The sequence below is a fragment of the Kitasatospora sp. NPDC051705 genome, from assembly GCF_044453265.1.
In the GTDB taxonomy this organism is placed as follows: domain Bacteria; phylum Actinomycetota; class Actinomycetes; order Streptomycetales; family Streptomycetaceae; genus Kitasatospora.
Genome location: NZ_JBITCO010000064.1, coordinates 1 through 1,757, shown reverse-complemented (window position 1 = coordinate 1,757; position 1,757 = coordinate 1). Strand labels below are relative to the sequence as shown.

Below are 1,757 nucleotides of genomic sequence, written 5' to 3'. Positions count from 1 at the left end.
CCGCCCGCGCCCCGGGGGCCGGAGAGCAGCACGGCGGCGCGCACCGGGAAGGCCAGCACCGCGAGCAGGGCGGTGGCCAGGGCGGCGAGCACGGCCTCCTCGCCGGGCGGCCGCCGCTCTCCCCGGAGCCGGCCCCGGAGGGCCCGTAGGCGCCGGCCCCGAACGGCACGGCCCCGGTCGCGTCAGCCCGCCTCGTCCCCGAACAGGGCCGTCAGCATCGCGTCCAGGGCGTCGTCGTCGAGGGCGGGGACGGTCCAGCCGTTCCCCCGGGCGTGGGCGAGGAAGGCCGGGTCGAGGGCCACGTGGTGTTGCCGCACGTCATGGGCCAGGTCGGAGTACCAGAGCCAGGTCCCGTCGGTGCACAGGTGCAGCCCGCCGATGACGGCGCCGGGGGCGCCGAGCACGTCGGGGACGGCGCTGGGCGTGGCGAACAGCACCGAGCCGCCCTCCAGGTACGCGAGCAGCTCGCGTTCGTACTCCGGCGCCTCGGCCCTGACGGCGTCCCGCAGCGAGGGGCCGTCCGGCCGTCCGCGCTCCAGCTCGCGGAAGTCGCCGACGAAGGGGTGGGCGTGCGTGTTCATCGGCCGGCCGGGGGTTCCCCGAACCGCACCTCGGCAGCGCGGGAGCGGGAGACCGCGTCCAGCAGGAGGACGGACGCGGCCTCCGGGGTGGGCGTCGGCGCGCCGGTCCGGACGTGCCGGGTGAAGGCCGCGAACAGGCGGTCCAGGCCCCGGCGGTGACGGGCGAAGGCCCGGGCGGAGGCGTGCCGGCCGCGGGCCCGCTGGCCGTCGAGGGCGGTGGCCGCGCCGACGTCGAGCAGCACCAGGTGGAGGAGGCGGCCCTGCCGGGCGGCCTCCCGGGCCAGCCAGCGGCGCATCCAGGCCCGGCTGCCGCAGTCGTGCACCAGGAGCGGGCCGCCGCGCCGGACGGAGGAGCGCAGCAGCCGGAAGTGCTCCAGCCGGGCCCACGGCCGGTAGACCGCGTACGGCAGGCTCGCGGGCATGACGGCCTCGCAGGCCTCGTGCACGGTGCGCGGATCGACGGTGGGCACCGCGCCCGCGCCGGACCACCGCCGCAGCAGCGTGCTCTTCCCCGCGCCGGGCAGGCCCGACACCACGACCACCGCGCCGGCCGGGTAGCGCACGGTGAAGGCCTCCCCGGCCTCGCCCCGCAGGTCGACGACGCCGCGCGGCCGCCGCTCGGCGCCGTACCCGCCCGGCGCCTCGGCCGTGTCCATGCTGGTGCTCACCCGTCCCCCGTCCGTGTCCGACCGCGAACCCTAACAACATCCGGCCGCCCGCCGCTCCCGCCGGGTGCCCCGCCCCCGGGCCCGGCGGTGGCGGCATCCGCCGCATCACGCCGCCGGACCCGCCGCCACGCCCTAGGCTGACGGACCACCGGACAGGAGGCTGGAGCGTGGCGGAGGCGGAACCGACGTACACCGCACTGGTGTTGGCGGGGCTGGAGCGGGATCCCGGGCGGGTGGCGATCCGGTTCGGCGAGGCGGCGCTGACGGCGCGGGAGTGCCTGGACGCGGTGTACCGGACGGCGCGGGCGCTGGCGGCGGCGGGGCTCGGACGCGGTGACGGTGTGACGGTGCTGTCCGGGAACCGGCCGGAGGCACTCCTGGTGCGGCCGGCGGCCAACCTGCTGGGGTGCCGGGTGGCGGTGCTCCATCCGGACGCGCCGCTCGCGGAGCTGGTGGAACTGGCCGGCTTCGCCGGCACCTCGGCGCTGGTGTTCGATCCGGTGGGCTG

3 protein-coding genes are annotated in these 1,757 nt (G+C 78.5%); 1 reads left to right on the top strand and 2 read right to left on the bottom strand.

Going from position 1 to position 1,757, the window contains the following annotated elements; genetic code table 11:
* Positions 1–182 precede the first annotated feature (182 nt).
* Positions 183–581 (bottom strand): hypothetical protein, encoded by a 399-nt coding sequence (locus tag ACIA8Q_RS33815; protein ID WP_360222456.1) that lies wholly within the window; start codon positions 579–581, stop codon positions 183–185.
* A complete protein-coding gene (locus ACIA8Q_RS33810) occupies positions 578–1,249 on the bottom strand; it encodes an AAA family ATPase (protein WP_360222453.1) in 672 nt (223 codons plus the stop codon). Before ACIA8Q_RS33810 ends, ACIA8Q_RS33815 begins: the two co-directional genes overlap by 4 nt.
* A 167-nt stretch (positions 1,250–1,416) precedes the next feature.
* Here ACIA8Q_RS33810 and ACIA8Q_RS33805 point away from each other — a divergent pair.
* Positions 1,417–1,757: AMP-binding protein (locus ACIA8Q_RS33805; protein WP_396318310.1), on the top strand; the 341-nt coding region annotated here is incomplete at its 3' end.